The organism is Pseudoalteromonas sp. SR41-1 (assembly GCF_014164015.1).
Lineage (GTDB): Bacteria > Pseudomonadota > Gammaproteobacteria > Enterobacterales > Alteromonadaceae > Pseudoalteromonas > Pseudoalteromonas distincta.
The window spans coordinates 1-16,438 of the sequence record NZ_JACJEK010000013.1 but is presented as its reverse complement, the minus strand read 5'-3'; the positions used below and the strand labels follow the sequence as shown (position 1 = coordinate 16,438).

The following is a 16,438-nucleotide window of genomic DNA, read 5'->3' as shown; positions in this document are numbered from 1 at the left end:
ATCTATGTTATTTATAATAAATTTATTCATCATCTATATTAATGCTTGGCATTAATTCTGCTTGCGGTGTTTGACCACTGAGCTGTGTATAAGGCACTCGTTCAAAGATATAAAAAGGCTCAGCCCCGTCATCTGGATCTTGTATTAAATTAAAAGTACCTTCTGTAGGGATTTTTCTAAATGTTAGACGAACCCAGTCGGTATTTACAATACGCCGTTCTCCAACAGGGCATTCTTGACGCCAACAGCTTTCGACATGTTCCAAAATAATTTTCTCATTGAGCGGGTTTATAGGCTTGCTCGACGATTTGCTTAAATTTAACTGGTATTCAAAGGTGATTTTTGGCTCTGTAATATACTTTTTATTTATATTATTTATCTGCATGGGCGAACACTGTGAAATACTCATTTTAGCTCCCAAATACTTGCTGTAATTTTGCTTTGGTTTTTGCCCCTGCAATTCCATCTACTTCAAGATCATGCTCGTATTGAAAATCACTCACTCCCGCTTTGGTTTTTGAGCCGTTAATTCCATCAACTGTACCGCAGTCAAAGCCTAATAAATTACAGCGAGCTTGCACACCTGAAAGTGTATCGATGGGATCTAAATGACCAACTTGTGCGGTAAAACTTTCACTTGGTGAGCTTTGATCTTCCTTGAGGTATAAATCAACCTGCCCAGTGAGTGAATCATTTTCGTTTAACTCAACTTCTATTAAACCATTGCTTGGTAATACAGTGTCTATTGTTTGGCTACCAATAGTAATTACGATGCGCTTACCCGTAATATCGTCGCCATCTTCATGAATAATTTGCAGGCGAAAATACTCTTTTTCGTTTTGTACAACAAAACTATTAATGCTGTTGGTGCGCAGCGGAATAAACTTTTCTTTTTTTGGCGGAATCGTAATTTTATCGCCCGGGTAAATTAAGTTTGGATCGGGGCGTAGGGCTTTAAACTCTGCATTGCTTGGGTGGTTGTAAAGCGCTTTAGATGTTTGGTAGCCGTATTGTTTTGCTATGCGCAATAGCGTTTCACCTTGGGCTACGGTGTGTTGTTGGGTCATTGTGTATCCTTAAACTTTGCCTACAGACCAATCTTCGCTGTCGAGTTCAAAAAAGCTGACTTTAGCATTTTCAAAGTCGGGGCCTGATACGTTGGCATAACCGTTTTGATCAAGTTGCCCGGTAATAATGTGGCCGTTGCGTAGGCGTATTTTGTAGCCCATATTAGCTTGTGGTTCGCCAGCTTCGTCGAGTAGTTCTATTTCGTAGGCTAAAGTGGGTTGTTCAACAGTAAATGTGGTGGTGTCGGTTGCGCCGCTGGCTGTTACCGTAACATTATAAATACCTGGTTTTACTTCAGCGTAGTGCTGCCAAAACGAGACTTCGTCGGGGCGTTTTTTTTCTAGTTGTAGCGTTATTTGCCCACTTGTTGGCCCTTGCCACTGAATAACTACACTGCGGCTGTTACTGCATGAGCCTTCTATATTGAGTTTCCAACCACTGGGGACTGTTAAGCTTGTGCCTGCTTTAGCGGGTTTGCGCTCGCTATAACCTAGGTTGTAATCGTAAATTAAATTGGCATTTTTATAGCCGGTATATTGCTGCGCGAGTTGCTCTACGGTTTCGGCGGCGCTAAGTACGTGGGTTGTAAAATTTTGCCTAACAGTGTGCGATGCTTTTAGTAGCATTGTGCTGTTTAGCTCTGGCTTATAAATACGTACAGCGGGCGCATGCTGTTGTATAGGTTGCGCTGCTTTTTTAGGTTTTTGATTATAACTTTGCTGGTTTATAAATTGCGGACTATTTTGCGCAGCTGATTGACTGTTTATAAATGCAGAAGTGCTTGGCGTCATTACTGTGTTATTTATAAAAGTATTGTTTTGCAACGCTGTTTGCGATGATGTAATTGAACCATTATTAACCGCACCCGAGTATTTTGTTGGTGCTTGAGTTTGTTTTGGGTAAACAGCCAAACGTGTAGTAGCTTGCTTAAAGAGAGAATACGGTACTTTTTTCCACTCTTTGTCTTTAGCCCAATACTGGCATTTATTATCGTCGCGTAAACGCGCAGCTTGGTGTTTATCTAGCGCACCAAATAGGTTGTCTTGCAGTTGCCTTTGCAACGCTTTAGGAAGTTTGCAAAGCTGAGCACGACTTAAATAAGAGAATGTAACCACAGGCTCTGAATTTTCAGGCTCATTATGTGGTTGTTCAAATAGTGGGGGGTAATTTAAGTTCACCGGATCCTTGGTGAGCATTTGCATCCTCGCTTTCTCTTAATAAGAGACTTATTTATTATTTAGTTACGGCTAAAAGGTATGCCGTTATTATAGTGCGTTAATATAAAGAAATAGGCACAAAAAATCTACAATGAATTTTTAAATTTGCTAACTTTGTTCAGTGTTTTCTCTTACGTAATGCCCGGCTCCACGAGTAATATAACGCAGCTGCCAAATAACGCGCTCAATTAATTCGTCGCGTTGCAATCCTTCTATATCGAGCGCTTCTGCACCCGCATTAAATACGAGCGTTACCATAGATTCCGCCTGAATATAGGCATGCATAGCATTACATTTAGTTTCACTTTCTAAATAATGAGCTAGCTCTAAAATAAAATGTTTTACCTCGCGGGCTACAGCGGCTCTAAATGCTTTAGAAGTCCCAGAGCGTTCTCGCAGCAACAACCTAAATTGGTTACTTGAGTTATCAATAAACTCCATAAAAGTAACCACTGAGGTATTTATAACACTGCCGCCATCGTTAGCTATTCGTCTGCGTGCTTGACGCATAAGTTGGCGAAGAGTTAAACCGGCTTCGTCTACCATGGTTAAACCTAGCTCATCCATGTCTTTAAAATGACGATAAAAAGAAGTTGGGGCAATACCAGCTTCTCGTGCTACTTCGCGTAAACTTAAATTCGAAAAACTATGATCAGCACTCAGCTGATTAAATGCCGCTTGAATTAACGCCTGTCGTGTTTTTTGTTTCTGTTGTGCTCTAACACCCGACATCAACAGCTCCCTGAATTATTTTATATGAATATTTAGTGATATTAGCTCAATTGTACAGTCTAATACTTGACGACGAGAGTTTGAAATACTATTTTAGCTTACAGTTGTACGCTGAGATTGAGAATTATGAATAAACCACCGATTATTTGGACAAACGTCCTATTTTTTAGCCTAACCTTTTTGGCGGCTGCCACACTTGTACCTTGGTACGCCATTAGCTACGGATTTACCAGCGCGCATTGGATTGCTTTTGTAGCCTGCATGTTTTATGCGGGCTTATCAATTACTGCCGGCTACCATCGATTATGGGCACATAAAACCTATAACGCACACCCTGCAGTTGAATTTATTTTTGCGCTTGGCGGTGCTTTTGCGCTGCAAAACAGTGCATTGCATTGGAGTAGCGATCACCGTATACATCACGGTCAAGTTGACGACCCAATAAAAGACCCTTACGCGGCGACCAATGGTTTTTGGTATAGCCATATCGGATGGATGTTACGTGACTACCAAGGCGATAGCTACGGTGATTATAGTAATTGTCGTGATTTACAGCGCAATAAAATAGTTATGTGGCAACACAAACATTACTTAAAGCTTGTGATTGCTATGAACGTAGGCTTGCCTCTAGCACTTGGTTTATTGGTTGGTGATGTGTGGGGGATGTTAATTCTTGCAGGTTTACTACGCTTAGTACTGAGTCAACACTTTACCTTTTTTATAAACTCAGTTGCACATATTTGGGGCTCTCGCCCATACACCGAAAAAAATACGGCACGTGATAACGGCTTTTTAGCGTTATTTACATACGGTGAGGGGTATCACAACTTCCACCATATTTTTGCAAGCGACTACCGTAACGGTATTAAGTGGTTTCATTACGATCCAACAAAATGGATGATTCGCTCTTTAGCAGCTGTTGGTTTAGCCAATAAGTTAAAGCGTACTCCTGTTGAACGTATAGAAAAAGCGAAGGCCGAAACGCTCATGAGCAAAACGCAAACGCGTCTTGCAAAATTGCCTTTAGCACAAGATAAGATTACATTATTACAACAAGAGTACGATTTACTGCTGAAAAAACTGCAAAATTATTGTTCACTACAAAAACAAGTGTTAGAAGTTAAAAAAAATAACATGGCAAAGCAGTGTGAACGCTCAGCATTAATGGCACAATACCATGAGTTGGAAGCCGCCTGGGAAAATCAAAAACAGGCATGGCTAGCACTTAATGCGAGGTTATTAAAAGCCTCTTTTAATTAATTTAGGAGTGGCTGTGGCCAAACAACCAGAACAAAAAAAAGTACCCGTGACATACCAATATGATGCAATAATTATTGGCACGGGTCCTGGCGGTGAAGGTACCGCCATGAACCTTTCAAAAAACGATAAAAAAGTAGCGGTTATTGAACGCCAAGAATCAGTTGGTGGCGGTTGTGTACATTGGGGAACAATTCCTTCAAAAGCGCTTCGCCACTCTGTTAGCCGCTATATTGAATACAAAGCAAACCCGTTATTTAATATTGGTGAGCGCCCTAGCCGCTTAACTTTTCCTGATATTTTACGTCACGCCAGTTCGGTTATTTCTAAGCAATCTAATTTACGTAGTAGTTTTTACGACCGTAACCGCATTCATATGTTTCAAGGTGATGCGAGCTTTGTAGATAAGCACACGATTGAAGTAAAAAGAAATGACGGCTCAACCGAGCGACTAACGGCTAAAACGATTGTTATAGCAACGGGTTCACGCCCTTATCGCCCACCAGAAGTCGATTTTACGCATTCTCGTATTTACGAAAGTGACACAATACTTGGCCTTGAGCATGACCCTCACCGCGTACTTATATACGGCGCTGGTGTAATTGGTTGTGAGTATGCTTCTATATTTAAAGGTTTAGGCGCTAAAGTTGATTTAGTTAATACACGCGACCGACTACTTGCTTTTATGGATGCTGAAATATCTGACGCGCTTAGCTATCACTTTTGGAACAGCGGTATTGTTATTCGTCATAACGAAGAGTTTGACCGAATAGAGACCCGTGACGACTGCGTTATTATGCATTTAAAATCAGGCAAACGCGTAAAAGCTGACTGTATTTTATTTGCTAATGGCCGTACTGGTAATACAGATACATTAAACCTTGAAGCCATTGGTTTAAAAGCCGATAGCCGTGGCCAATTAAAAGTTAACGAAACATATCAAACAGAAGTTGATAACGTTTACGCTGTAGGTGATGTAATTGGCTACCCAAGCCTTGCTAGTGCTGCGTTTGACCAAGGTCGTATAGCTGCTGATGCAATTGCATGTGGTAACTGCGATGACAGGCTGATTGTTGATATTCCGGCTGGTATTTATACCATTCCAGAAATGAGCTCAGTAGGTAAAACCGAGCAAGAGCTTACAGCCGCTAAAGTACCGTATGAAGTAGGCCGTGCTCAGTTTAAGCATTTGGCTCGCGCGCAAATTGCTGGTACTGAAGTAGGTAGTTTAAAAATATTATTCCACACCGAAACCAAAGAAGTACTTGGCGTACATTGTTTTGGCGAACGTGCCTCTGAAATTGTTCACATTGGCCAAGCTATTATGGAACAAAAAAATGGTGGCAATAATATCGACTACTTTGTAAATACCACATTTAACTACCCGACCATGGCTGAAGCCTACCGTGTTGCGGCATTAAATGGCTTAAATCGCTTATTTAAATAAGTAGTTTTAAAAGCCTTTATAAATAGGTAACAAAAAACCCGCAACTTAGCGGGTTTTTTACTTTTAAACAGTTTTAAAGCTCGTTTAAGTGACTATTACTTATGGTACTTAGCACTTAGCTCATGTACTGCATTAATAAATACGCCAGCATTTTCAGGGTCTACATCTGGTGTAATGCCGTGGCCTAAGTTAAACACGTGGCCATTGCCTGTACCAAAGTCTTCTAAAATAGTGCCGACTTCTTGGCGAATACGCTCTGGTGTACCGTGTAACATAGATGGGTCCATATTACCTTGTAGAGCAACTTTATCACCCACGCGGCGCTTAGCGTCGCTGATATTAATAGTCCAATCAAGACCGATTGCATCACAGCCTGTTGCTGCAATAGCTTCAATCCATTGACCACCATTTTTAGTGAACAAAGTAACCGGTACTTTACGACCGTCGTACTCACGAATTAAGCCATCTACAATTTTATGCATGTATTGTAATGAAAACTCATTGTAATCGCGCGGGCTTAATACACCACCCCATGAGTCAAATACCATTAGCGATTGCGCGCCTGCTTTAATTTGAGCATTTAAGTAATCAATAACTGAATCAGCTAGCTTATCTAGTAATAAATGAAGTGTTTGGGGCTCTGCAAACGCCATTTTTTTGATTTTACCAAATACTTTGCTGCTACCGCCTTCAACCATATAAGTTGCTAGTGTCCAAGGTGAACCAGAAAAACCAATAAGTGGTACTTCACCTTTAAGCTCACGACGAATAGTGCTTACTGCATTCATTACGTAGCCAAGCTCGTCTGTAGGGTCTAACTTTGGAATTTTTTTAACATCAGCAAGAGATGAAATAGGACGTTCGAACTTAGGGCCTTCGCCAGTTTCAAAGTAAAGACCTAAACCCATCGCATCTGGAATCGTTAAAATATCACTAAATAATATAGCGGCATCTAACGGGTAGCGACGAAGTGGCTGCAGTGTTACTTCACATGCAAGCTCAGCATTACGGCACAGGCTCATAAAATCGCCCGCTTGTGCACGTGTAGCGCGATACTCTGGTAAATAGCGTCCTGCTTGGCGCATCATCCATACCGGAGTTACATCAACAGGTTGTTTTGCAAGTGCACGTAAATAACGGTCGTTTTTTAATTCGCTCATGGCGTAAATGATCCTAAGACTTGTATAAATTGTGCAAGATTGTACCACCATATTCTCCGACCCTCTATTGCTTAGGGACGAAAACAGCTTTACCTAGAGGTAGATCAATAGAATAGAGTTTTTTAATCCATTTTGACTATAAAATAAACAAAAATAAATAACATTTAAAACTTTTTATTAATATGTTTGCAACATTACAAAAACCTTGTTATTGTTTGTCCCGCGTTAACAAAAACAATAATAAAAATCTTAAAACAATAAAAATAAATGTTTTAAAATAATAACAATAAAAATCATCTCATAAAAATAAGAAAGCTTGTTATAACAAGTCACTGAAAGAAATTAGACCACCGTAACTGGTGGTTTTTTCTTGCCTAAAATAAAATCCCTCGCCTCGGTTTATATAAAAAGGTACAACCCTCAAAGTAGCTCAACTTTACTTGTTGATATACGCGCAAATTAAATATATCTTGATGTACATAAACTTATTATATTTTAAATTAAAAACCAACCCAGCTAGGAGAACAGTTATGCTGACGCGTGTAGAAAAAGCTCAACAGAAATGGGGTGGTAGCCACACAGTAATTGATAAATGGCTAAACGAACGCCAAGAACTTATTGTACTTTACTGCAAAATTGCAGGCTTTACGCCATACGAAAAGCAAGATCAAGCATTGCCAGAGCCAAAACTAATTGAATCATTTTGCCAGCTTTTAATGGATTACCTATCTGCAGGCCATTTTGAAGTATATGACGATATAGCAAAAGCATGCGAAAAAAAGGGCTTACAAAGCCAAGAGCTTGCAAACTCTATTTACCCGCGTATTTCTAGCACAACCGATGTGGCGTTAGATTTTAATGATAAGTACGCAGAAGTAGATAAAGAAGACTTATTGAAAGATTTTGATAATGACTTATCTGTTATTGGTGAGGCATTAGAAGCTCGTTTTGCACTTGAAGATGAGCTTATTGATAACTTGTTTTCTAATCACACGAATTAATACGTTACTTACGCATATTAAAAAAGGGACCTAAGGTCCCTTTTTGCATTTACACAATAAGCTTATTATTGTGCTGGTGCTTCTTCATTTTGAATTTCAAGTAATTCAACTTCAAATACAAGTGTTGAATTAGCTGGAATCTTACCTAAGTCACGGTCACCGTAAGCAAGTTCTGAAGGAATAGTGAACTTGTACTTAGAACCCACTGACATAAGTTGTAAACCTTCAGTCCAACCCGCAATTACGCGGTTAAGAGGGAAAGTTGTCGGTTCGTTACGCGCATATGAGCTATCAAACTCAGTACCGTCTAATAAAGTCCCTTTGTAGTGTACTTTAACTACATCAGTTGCCACTGGCTTTTCGCCATCGCCTTCGCTAAGTACTTCGTACTGTAGACCCGACTCAGTTACTGTAACGCCTTCTTTTTTAGCGTTGTCAGCTAGGTATTTAGCGCCTGCTTCTTTACTTTTTTCAGACTCTACTTTAGCTTTTTCTTCTTGCTTAGTACGTACTGATGTATCTAGTGCAGTTAATACTTCGCGAATTTTTTCTTCGTCAATTTTTGCATTACCAGCAAGCGCATCTTCAAAACCACGAATTAAAAGTGCTTGGTCTAGTTCAATACCAATTTCTGATTTGTCTGCTAGGTCTTTATTTAAAAAGTTACCTACAGATGCACCAATACCGTATGCTTGTTGCTGTTCTACAGTGTCTAATTTAACTTCAGCTTGTTCTTTTTTTGCTTCTTGATTACAAGCTGTAAGCGCTAAAACTGACGCTGCAATCAATGACAATCTAATCGTCTTTTTCATTTTAAATCTCCGACATACTTTGCAGTTGTCATTTTAATGTATTATTACTAGTGAAAGATTAACGGCCCACATGATAGGCTGCTTGTTTAATGACTAAATTCCATATTGTTAGCTAAACTAAAAACATATCCAGTGATTAGACAAACAACCTAGGCATTTAACGCGTCCTAGTCTAACCTCTCAGTCACTAAGAGTTAAGGGGAAATACCTGTAATATGTCGATATTTCGTACTTTTTTAATCGTATTTAGCTGTTTTTTAGCCATCGCCTGTACCGATAATCAACAACACGCTGTAGCAAGTTACGAACATGCTGCACAAGGTGCGTTTTCATCAACAGTTTCAAACGATGGTAAATACAGTTTGATCTCCTCTATCAACCATGGGGTCGCCCTGTGGGATAATCAACAGCAAGTGCTAAAATACCAATGGTTTCAGCAGCAGTCACAAGACAGCCTAGTGTACGCTGTTGCCATTGCTTTTGATAACAGCGTGGCAGTTACCGCCGAAAAAACCACATTTGCTGTGTGGGATATAACCACAGGCAAAAATAAAGGTTATTACAAAATACAAAAAGCCAGTATTCGCGATATTGCTATTAGCAATCAAGGCCGTAGTGTTTTATACGGCCGTAGCGACGGCGTTGTCGTATTTGTAAACCTAGAAACTGGGCGTCGTATTGAGTTTTTAGGTCATCAAGATAAAGTTAACACCGTTGACCTATCACCTAACGGACGCTTTGCCTTAAGTGGTTCTAACGATTATGTTGCTTACTTTTGGGATACACGTACAGGACAAGTAATTCATCGTTTTAATCACCCAACGCGTGTTACCCAAGTGACGCTCGATCCACAAGGTCGCTATGCGTTTACGGCCGATAGTATGGCACAAGCAAATGTATGGAAGCTGACTACAGGTGATCTTGTGAGTAAACTGAAGTATATTGCGCGTCAGAAAATTTTTACTGCTGTGCGTTTTAACGAACAAGGCACTTTGCTTGCAACCGGCTCGCCAAATAAGCGCGTAGATTTGTGGCAAATACCAAGCGGTGAAAAAATTCAAACTTGGCAGGTTACCCCGCGCGAAGGCAGTAAGCCTAAATCGGCGGTGGTGCTAGATGTGACATTTACAGATAACGGTAAGTCGTTGTTAACCGAAAGCTCCAGCGGGATCGCAGAGCGATTTATTATACGAGAGAATAATGAACACAATTGAACATCGCTTAATGGAACTTGAAGCCAAAGTGGCTTTTCAAGACGAAACGATTGAAGTCTTAAATGATGAAATAAAAGTGCACCAACAGCTGTTAGCAAAAATGAAACGCCAAACCGAGCTGCTAGCAGAGAAAATTAAAGAGTCGCAGTCATCATCGTCTATGATGTCTGAAGTACCTGAGCCACCTCCACCGCATTACTAAAACCGGTAAAAATTAGGCAATAAAAAAACCGGGTTAGTCGCCCGGTTTAAACACACCAATTACTTGTTCAAATTGGCGAGTAGACGCCTGAACAGCGTTATCGGGTTGCGCCATTTTATGACCACACTCAACACACTCTACTTTTTCAACATCATGTTCTCTGTATAGCATCATAGTATCCATGGCTTTGCAGTCAGGGCACGATGCTCCAGCAATAAATCGCTTCTTTTGTCTCACAACATTTTTCCTGTGGTTTGAACTGTTGTCATTTTATCGTATAACTTCACTTGTTGATACGCTTGATAAGAGCATTAAGTTCTATGTTATGATAGCGCCAACTTAACAAGGGCACAGCAAAGTAACGCATTCATGATCCAAATCTCAGAAATAGAACTACTTCGTGGCGGTAAAGCCTTATTAAAAAACGCATCAGCTACGTTATTCCCAGAACACAAAGTAGGCCTTGTTGGCGCTAATGGCTGTGGAAAATCAACGTTATTTGGTTTACTAAAATCAGAACTACAACTAGATGCCGGTAACTGCAGCATTCCAAAAGATTGGTCTATCGCCTCTGTTAAGCAAGAGACACCTGCCCTTGAAATAAGCGCGATTGATTATGTACTTCAAGGCCACCCAGAATACTACGCAATGCGTATAGCACTGCGTGAGGCCGAGAAAAACAACGATGGCGACACACAAGCTAAAGTACATATTCAGCTTGAAAACATTAAAGGCTATAGCATTGAATCAACCGCAGGTGAGCTATTACACGGCTTAGGCTTTGCTAATAACCTTATAGAAAATCCTGTAAGCTCGTTTTCGGGTGGTTGGCGTATGCGTTTAAACCTTGCCCAAGCATTAATACGCGACGCCGATTTACTATTACTCGATGAGCCAACAAACCACCTTGATTTAGATGCCGTTTATTGGCTTGAACGCTTTTTGCGTGCTTATACCGGCACCCTTGTACTTATATCGCATGACCGTGAGTTTTTAGATGCGGTGGTTGATCAAATTTGGCATGTAGATAAGCAACTTATCAACGTGTACAAAGGTAACTACTCGCAGTTTGAGCGCCAAAAAGCAGAGCGCTTACTACAACAACAAGCAATGTTTGATAAGCAACAAGATCAAATTGCCCACCTTGAGCAGTTTATAACGCGCTTTAAAGCAAAAGCCAGTAAAGCTAAACAAGCACAAAGCCGTGTGAAAGCACTTGAACGCATGGAAAAACTAGCGCCGGCACATGCCGACTCGCCATTTAACTTTGAGTTTGCAGAGCCAAAAACATTACCAAACCCACTAATGACAATAGATAAAGCCAAAGCGGGTTATGGTGACGTCACCATTTTAAATAATATAGAGCTAAACCTTGTACCAGGTAGCCGAATTGCTTTACTTGGTCGAAATGGCGCAGGTAAATCAACGTTAATTAAACTGCTTTCTGGTGATTTAGAGCCGCAAGCGGGCGAAGTTGTTCAGCATCACGGATTAAATATTGGTTACTTTGCGCAGCATCAACTTGAATCTCTTGATTTAAAAGCCAGTGCAATAATGCACTTACAACGCCTCGACCCAAAAGCCACTGAGCAATCACTACGTGACTTTTTAGGTGGTTTCGCCTTTATTGGCGATAAAGCACTTGAGCCTGTAGCCCCTTTTTCGGGCGGCGAAAAAGCACGTTTAGTACTTGCCATGTTGGTATATCAAAAGCCAAACTTATTACTACTCGATGAGCCAACTAACCACCTTGATTTAGAAATGCGCCATGCACTTGTTATGGCACTGCAAGGCTTTGAAGGCGCTATGGTTACCGTATCACACGACCGCCACATGCTTAAAAATACCGCCGATGAGTTTTACTTAGTAGATGACGGCAAAGTAACCCAGTTTGGTTACGACTTAGATGCGTATTACCAGTGGTTACTCAATGCCAATAAAGAAGCGGTTAAAGCGCAGCAAAGCGACGAGCCTAAAGCAAATCCAGGTGTTAACCGTAAAGAGCAAAAACGCCTAGAGGCTGAGTTTAGAAAGGCCACTCAACCACTTAAAAAGCAAATTGAAAAGCTTGAAAAGCAACTCGATAAATTCACCGCCGAGTTAAGTGAAGTTGAAGTGACCTTAGGTGATAACGAACTCTACAACGACGACAACAAAGCCAAGCTTAAAGAGTTATTAGCCAAGCAAGCAACCCTTACGCCTAAACTTAACGACGTTGAAGAAGAGTTACTTATGGCACTTGAAGAAATGGAAGAAAAAGAGCAGGCATTCGCCGATGAACTTGCTCAATAGCGACCATTTTTGGCAATTTGCGTGCACTTTGTACGCAAAGCCAGAGCAACAAACAACCTTGCTGGCACTACAAAACCAGCAAGGAAAAAATGTTAATTTATGCTTATTACTGCTTTATTTAGACTCATTAAATTTAAGTGTTAATACCCAACAGCTAAACGAGTTAACGCAAGTAGTTAGTGACTTTGATACTCGCGCATTACAACCTCTGCGCGCCGCTCGTAGCTATTTAAAAGCTAACCAGAATGCGATAAGTGATTACGCCACAATACGTGCAGAGTTGCTAAGCGCTGAGCTGAAGCTTGAAAAACAACAGCAACATATGTTGATTGAAACGGTAAATGAGCTTGAATTAGTCAAACTTTCAGAGCCAAACAACATTGAGCTATATGTGAAAGCCACTTAGGGTGTTAGTTTTTGTAGCCTCCTCCACTTTTTATACTCTTTTCTTTGTGCAAAAAAACTTCAAGTAATTACTCACAAAGAGGTTAAGAGGCGCTTCGCTTTTAGAGGAAAACAAACTAAATTACCCAGGTGAAAATGGGTAACTGTCAGATCAAGTCTGAGCTAGTACAGCTCAAGTAGTTCATTGATCTCCCCGCATTTACTTCTCATTCTTTTCTCTTTGTGCAAAAAATCTTTAAGTGGCTTACTCAAAAAAGTTTAAAGCGCTACGCTTTTAGATAAAGTGAAAAAAAATGAGTTACGATCAGCTTACTATTTTAAGAGAAAACTCTCTTAGCTCTCAGTGGTAATAACTTACCAACCCTTAAAACATGATCTAAATCAACTTAGCTTCACTCCTACACCTGCTTAGAAAAATAACTTGATCTCGATCACGTTGCGACCTGCAAACACCGCTTATGATTAACCCATCAACAACGAGGGGAGCAACTCATGAACGTATTCTTTAGAGACTTTTTTACAGATCCAGTTTTATTTATGTCTTTTGGGTTTTTAACCATCGTTGTTTCTTTGTGTATCTTTTTTGCTTTTTTCTTTTTGAAAAAAATACATGATGCAGAAATTCCCGAACAAAATTAAGCACGACGCACTAAAGCGCCTTATTAGTTTACTAGTTAGGCGCTTTTTATTTTCTGAAGCGAAAAATTTGATACACTAGCTTTTCGTTTAATACAAAGTGCGTAGTACAAACATGATCTCTCAGTTCAAACCAGCATGGTGGATGACCAATCGTCACGTTCAGACCATAATGCCGCGTTTTTTCCGCCCATTTCACAATACGTCCTACGAACTTGAGCAACTTGATACACCTGATGGTGACTTTATTGAGCTTGCATGGTCACTTCCACATAATGAAACCGCACCACTTGCTGTTGTTTTACATGGCCTTGAGGGCAATATAAATAGCTTTTATGCCAAAGGCATGATGAAGGCATTAAAAAAACAAGGTTATGCAGTTGTGCTTATGCACTTTAGAAATTGCTCAACCGAAGTAAATCGCCTACCACGTGCTTATCACAGCGGTGACACCGCCGATTTAGCTTTTTTTATAAATCACTTAAAGCTGCAATTTCCTAAGCGCACTATGGTCGCTGTTGGTTTTTCATTGGGCGGTAACGTACTTGCCAAATACTTAGGTGAAGAACGCGAAAAATGCCCATTAAGTGCAGCTGCGGTGGTATCTGCTCCTTATGATTTATCGTCATCGAGCGATGTTATTCGTAAAAGCTTAGGTAAAATTTACCAAAAATATCTGCTCGATCGGATGAAAAAATCAATGCAGCGAAAGCTGCCACAAATTAAGCAACAAATTTCATTAACGCCAAAACAGTTAATGAAAATTGACGATTTATTAGAGTTTGATAATCAGTTAACAGCCCCTCTACACGGTTTTGAAAACGCACACGATTACTACCGTAAAGCCAGTGCTATGCCGTATTTGAAAGATATCGCTGTGCCCACACTTATTATTCATTCCAAAGACGACCCTATGCTCTCAATTAAAGCCGTACCGAGTAGGCAAGACGTAAGTGAGCATGTTACGCTGCGCATCTCTGACAAGGGCGGGCATGTTGGTTTTATTAGCGGTAAAAATCCGTTTAAACCTATATTTTGGTTAGAAAAAGCCGTCCCTCATTATTTTAGCCAGCACGTATCAAATAAAGCGAGTAATAAGTAGTAATGATTATCCCTTTTGAACAACTCGATCAAGACACTCTTTATAACTTAATCGAAAGCTACGTATTACGCGAAGGTACCGATTATGGTGAAGTAGAGGCAAGCATCGAATCTAAAGTAAGCCAAGTAAAGCTGCAGCTTAAAAATGGCGAAGCGATGGTGTTTTTCTCAGAATTACACGAGTCTGTAACTATAATTTCAAAAGGTGAGTTTAAAGCGCTGCAAAGTGAAGAGCATCAAGCACAGTCGTTTGATTAGGGCGTAGTACTTGTAACTTTTGAATTGAACGTACACAATGGCTTTTTACCCAAAGAGCCAAAACATGATAAAACTCAGCACTCTAGTGGTAGCCATATCACTAGCTTTAACTAGTCAAGCCCAAGCAGAACAAACAATAACAGCATCTGATAAGGCAATTAAACTCGCTAAAGATACCATTTTAATTGATACCCATATTGACGTACCTTATCGAATTCACGAAAGCTGGGTTGATGTAACCAAAGCAACTAGTGATGGCGATTTTGACTATCCTCGCGCTGTAAAAGGCGGTTTAAACGCCCCATTTATGTCGATTTATATTCCTGCGCATTTGGAATTTGAAGGTAAAGGAAAAAGCTACCAGCTAGCCAATCAAATGATTGATAGTATGGAAGCCATAGTCCAGCGCGCACCCGATAAGTTTGCTATTGCGAGCTCAAGTACTGATATTGAAGAGCAATTTAAACAAGGTAAGCTGTCTATAGCCATGGGTATGGAAAATGGCTCTCCAATCGAAGGTGATATGAAAAACCTTCAGCACTTTTACGACCGTGGCATTCGTTACATCACGCTAGCGCACTCGCAAAGCAACCATATTTCGGATTCGTCTTACGATATACGCCGTAAATGGAAAGGCTTAAGCCCATTTGGTAAAAAGCTTGTCACTGAAATGAATAATATAGGCATGCTAATTGACGTATCGCATATTTCTGATGATGCGTTTTATCAGGTTATGGAGCTTTCTAAAACACCAGTAATTGCCTCTCATTCATCACTTCGTAAATACACGCCTGGCTTTGAGCGTAATATGAATGACGATATGCTATTAGCGCTGAAAGAAAATGGCGGCGTTATTCAAATCAACTTTGGATCAAGCTTTGTTACCGCTAAAGCAGGTAGTTGGGGCAAGCAATTAAAAAGTACAAAAGAGTCAGCTAAAAAAGAAGGCACTAAGTTAAGTAAAGATTTTGATGCTGCGTACCGTGCTAAAAATCCGTATCCATTTGCAAGTCTTGAGCAAGTACTTGACCATATTGATCACGTAGTTGAGCTAATTGGTATTGATTATGTAGGTATTGGCTCTGATTATGATGGAGTTGGCGACTCATTACCTATCGGCTTAAAAGATGTATCTAGCTACCCAAATCTTGTCCAAGGTTTAATGGATAGAGATTACAGCGACAAAGATATTAAAAAGATTTTAAGTGGCAATTTATTAAGAGTTTTAAAACAAGCGCAAGAGTATGCGAAGAAACACTAAAGCTTTTATCATATATTAGTAATTGGCTAAAAGACCAAGAGCTAACTCAATATAAGCGCGGCCTAGCCGTGCTTTTTTATATTTAACAGCATAGTTATCTTCGGTACTATTTTCCCCTCGGGTTTCGTAAAACTCAACCCAAGCTCGGCAATAATTCTATACCTAGGAGCAAATCACTTTTCCTCAGGCATTAAAAAAGGCCACCTGAGTGACCTTTTTCTAACAATTAACTTTAAAGTTAATTATTACTCTACGATAGTTGCTACAACACCAGCACCTACAGTACGACCACCTTCACGGATAGCAAAACGAAGACCTTCATCCATCGCGATTGGTGCGATTAGAGTTACTGTCATCTTGATGTTATCACCAGGC

The 16,438-nt window shown here is 40.2% G+C and carries 17 protein-coding genes and 1 pseudogene; 10 read left to right on the top strand and 8 right to left on the bottom strand.

Features of this window, described 5'->3' with window-relative positions; genetic code table 11:
* Window positions 1–22: 22 nt before the first annotated feature.
* The 4 genes from H5118_RS12490 to fabR all read right to left on the bottom strand — a co-directional run bounded on the left by H5118_RS12490 (window position 23) and on the right by fabR (window position 3,017).
* The gene (locus H5118_RS12490) at window positions 23–409 is read right to left on the bottom strand and encodes a hypothetical protein (RefSeq protein WP_182749008.1); all 387 of its coding nucleotides are present in this window, start codon (window positions 407–409) and stop codon (window positions 23–25) included.
* A gap of 1 nt (window position 410) precedes the next feature.
* The gene (locus tag H5118_RS12485; RefSeq protein ID WP_182749006.1) at window positions 411–1,067 is read right to left on the bottom strand and encodes a peptidoglycan-binding protein; all 657 of its coding nucleotides are present in this window, start codon (window positions 1,065–1,067) and stop codon (window positions 411–413) included.
* A 9-nt stretch (window positions 1,068–1,076) separates the two neighbouring features.
* Window positions 1,077–2,246: a hypothetical protein gene (locus H5118_RS12480; RefSeq protein WP_310736100.1), complete on the bottom strand. Its 1,170-nt coding sequence runs from the start codon at window positions 2,244–2,246 to the stop codon at window positions 1,077–1,079.
* Window positions 2,247–2,393: 147 nt separating this feature from the next.
* Window positions 2,394–3,017: an HTH-type transcriptional repressor FabR gene (fabR, locus tag H5118_RS12475; protein ID WP_007582233.1), complete on the bottom strand. Its 624-nt coding sequence runs from the start codon at window positions 3,015–3,017 to the stop codon at window positions 2,394–2,396.
* A gap of 126 nt (window positions 3,018–3,143) precedes the next feature.
* Between fabR and H5118_RS12470 the strand changes: the two genes are divergently transcribed.
* Entirely contained in the window at window positions 3,144–4,277 is a 1,134-nt protein-coding gene (locus H5118_RS12470) for a fatty acid desaturase (RefSeq protein ID WP_033021447.1), read from the top strand.
* A gap of 13 nt (window positions 4,278–4,290) precedes the next feature.
* On the top strand, window positions 4,291–5,721 hold the full coding sequence (gene sthA / locus H5118_RS12465) for a Si-specific NAD(P)(+) transhydrogenase (protein WP_182749003.1): 1,431 nt from the start codon (window positions 4,291–4,293) through the stop codon (window positions 5,719–5,721).
* A gap of 95 nt (window positions 5,722–5,816) precedes the next feature.
* On the opposite strand, the gene hemE is transcribed toward sthA, so the two are convergent.
* Window positions 5,817–6,881 carry a uroporphyrinogen decarboxylase gene (gene hemE / locus H5118_RS12460; RefSeq protein ID WP_002961084.1) on the bottom strand — a complete coding sequence of 355 codons (1,065 nt, stop codon included), beginning with the start codon at window positions 6,879–6,881 and terminating at the stop codon, window positions 5,817–5,819.
* 530 nt (window positions 6,882–7,411) lie between these two features.
* On the opposite strand from hemE, the gene rsd reads away from it, so the two are divergent.
* Complete coding sequence (gene rsd, locus H5118_RS12455) at window positions 7,412–7,882, top strand: sigma D regulator (protein ID WP_138489928.1); 471 nt, start codon at window positions 7,412–7,414, stop codon at window positions 7,880–7,882.
* Window positions 7,883–7,947: 65 nt separating this feature from the next.
* Here rsd and fkpA read toward each other — a convergent pair whose 3' ends face one another.
* The gene (fkpA, locus tag H5118_RS12450; RefSeq protein ID WP_182696587.1) at window positions 7,948–8,694 is read right to left on the bottom strand and encodes an FKBP-type peptidyl-prolyl cis-trans isomerase; all 747 of its coding nucleotides are present in this window, start codon (window positions 8,692–8,694) and stop codon (window positions 7,948–7,950) included.
* A gap of 215 nt (window positions 8,695–8,909) precedes the next feature.
* On the opposite strand from fkpA, the gene H5118_RS12445 reads away from it, so the two are divergent.
* Together H5118_RS12445 and H5118_RS12440 are read left to right on the top strand one after the other, a co-directional pair.
* Entirely contained in the window at window positions 8,910–9,908 is a 999-nt protein-coding gene (locus H5118_RS12445; protein ID WP_182749001.1) for a WD40 repeat domain-containing protein, read from the top strand.
* The gene (locus tag H5118_RS12440; RefSeq protein ID WP_004335946.1) at window positions 9,895–10,110 is read left to right on the top strand and encodes a SlyX family protein; all 216 of its coding nucleotides are present in this window, start codon (window positions 9,895–9,897) and stop codon (window positions 10,108–10,110) included. Before H5118_RS12445 ends, H5118_RS12440 begins: the two co-directional genes overlap by 14 nt.
* Before the next feature lie 33 nt (window positions 10,111–10,143).
* Here H5118_RS12440 and H5118_RS12435 read toward each other — a convergent pair whose 3' ends face one another.
* Window positions 10,144–10,347: a YheV family putative zinc ribbon protein gene (locus H5118_RS12435; protein WP_007378899.1), complete on the bottom strand. Its 204-nt coding sequence runs from the start codon at window positions 10,345–10,347 to the stop codon at window positions 10,144–10,146.
* 132 nt (window positions 10,348–10,479) lie between these two features.
* On the opposite strand from H5118_RS12435, the gene H5118_RS12430 reads away from it, so the two are divergent.
* The 5 genes from H5118_RS12430 (at window position 10,480) to H5118_RS12410 (ending at window position 16,063) form a co-directional block, all read left to right on the top strand.
* Window positions 10,480–12,402, top strand: a complete 1,923-nt coding sequence (locus H5118_RS12430; RefSeq protein WP_182748999.1) for an ATP-binding cassette domain-containing protein — start codon at window positions 10,480–10,482, stop codon at window positions 12,400–12,402.
* Entirely contained in the window at window positions 12,386–12,808 is a 423-nt protein-coding gene (locus tag H5118_RS12425; RefSeq protein ID WP_182748997.1) for a TIGR02444 family protein, read from the top strand. Before H5118_RS12430 ends, H5118_RS12425 begins: the two co-directional genes overlap by 17 nt.
* A gap of 750 nt (window positions 12,809–13,558) precedes the next feature.
* Window positions 13,559–14,545: a hydrolase gene (locus tag H5118_RS12420; protein WP_024606596.1), complete on the top strand. Its 987-nt coding sequence runs from the start codon at window positions 13,559–13,561 to the stop codon at window positions 14,543–14,545.
* A 2-nt stretch (window positions 14,546–14,547) separates the two neighbouring features.
* The gene (locus H5118_RS12415; RefSeq protein WP_004335925.1) at window positions 14,548–14,802 is read left to right on the top strand and encodes a YheU family protein; all 255 of its coding nucleotides are present in this window, start codon (window positions 14,548–14,550) and stop codon (window positions 14,800–14,802) included.
* A 64-nt stretch (window positions 14,803–14,866) separates the two neighbouring features.
* On the top strand, window positions 14,867–16,063 hold the full coding sequence (locus H5118_RS12410) for a dipeptidase (RefSeq protein WP_154903728.1): 1,197 nt from the start codon (window positions 14,867–14,869) through the stop codon (window positions 16,061–16,063).
* 245 nt (window positions 16,064–16,308) lie between these two features.
* On the opposite strand, the pseudogene H5118_RS12405 reads toward H5118_RS12410, so the two are convergent.
* Window positions 16,309–16,438, bottom strand: a pseudogene (locus H5118_RS12405) (elongation factor Tu); the annotation flags it as partial.